2 protein-coding genes are annotated in these 1,221 nt (G+C 67.4%); both read left to right on the top strand.

What is annotated here, in order from left to right:
• A partial coding sequence (locus AC2JF9_RS07945; protein WP_500726724.1) for a hypothetical protein occupies positions 1-937 on the top strand: 937 nt, incomplete at its 5' end.
• A gap of 76 nt (positions 938-1,013) precedes the next feature.
• The coding region (locus AC2JF9_RS07940) for a hypothetical protein (RefSeq protein WP_500726722.1) at positions 1,014-1,221 on the top strand (208 nt) is incomplete at its 3' end.

Genomic DNA, 1,221 nt, shown 5'->3' with positions numbered 1-1,221 from the left:
ATTCGGTGCCATCGTCGCCGAATGGGATGCGCTCGAGCGCCGCATGGAACAGGTGCGGAGCCGCCTCTCGCCCGAACAGCGCGATGCCTATTTCCAGCTCGTCGAGTATCCGATCGCAGCGATGGCCAATCTCCACCACGTTCATTATGCGGTCGCCTGGAACCGGCGGCTCGCCGCGGCCGGCGATCCCCGCGCCAATGCCTTCGCCGATCGGGCCGCGGCCGCATTCGCTCGCGATGCGCGGCTGAGCGACGTCTATCACAGGCTGAACGGCGGCAAGTGGGACGGCATGATGTTGCAGACCAAGTTCGGCTATACCTCCTGGAAAGACCCGAAGACGGACGTGATGCCCGCCGTCACGCGGGTAGCGGGCGGAGCCCGCCCGATACGCTTCACGTCTCCCACGCACCCGGCGAAGGACGCTTCCTACGCGGCGGTCGAAGCGACGGACTTCACGCGCCATGTATCGGCCCAAGGGCTGACGTGGCGGGCGATTCCCCACCTGGGCCGCACGGCCGGAGCGGTCGGCGTATTCCCGCAGGGCAAGCCCTCCACCACGGTGGGCGACGGCGTCCGGCTCGACTATGACGTGACGCTTGCGCGCGGCGGCGACGCGACGCTTCGGCTGTACATGGTTCCGACCCTCGACACGCGGGGCGGCGGCGGGCTGCGGATCGGCGTCTCGGTCGATGATGGCCCGGTCCGGATGCTGACGATGAACCTCCGGGTCGATCATCCCGATTGGGAGCAAGCCGTCTGCGACAACGCCTTTCCGCTCGAGGCGCCGCTCGGTTCTCTCGCCGCAGGGGTCCACACGATCAAGCTGTGGCGCATCGACGACAACATGCTGGTGCAGAAGCTGGTCCTCTATACGGGCGAGCTGCCGGACAGTTACCTGGGCCCTCCCGCCGGACCGGCTGCCCGCCCGGCGAGATGATCGTCGCCGGCTTCGACGTCCATTGAACGGCAAGGTTTCCGGCGCGTCACGCGCCGCAGTAAGAAGGACAGGACGCATGTTTCAGGCAACAGCGAGCGGCAGCGCCATCTCGAAGTCCCGTATGCTGCTCGCAGTGATCGCGGCTGTCGGCCTCCTGGGGCTCGCCATGCCGGCGGCGGCGCAGCGGCAACGCGTCTCGATCAACGAGGGATGGCACTTCCGCCTCGGCGATCCGCCGGGAATCTACGCCGACCTTCTCTATCACATCCGGCCGGACATCAAGC

This window comes from Lactobacillus sp. C449L (assembly GCF_059900815.1).
Note: the sequence above shows the minus strand (reverse complement) of the source record. Positions and strands in the feature narration are given on the sequence as shown.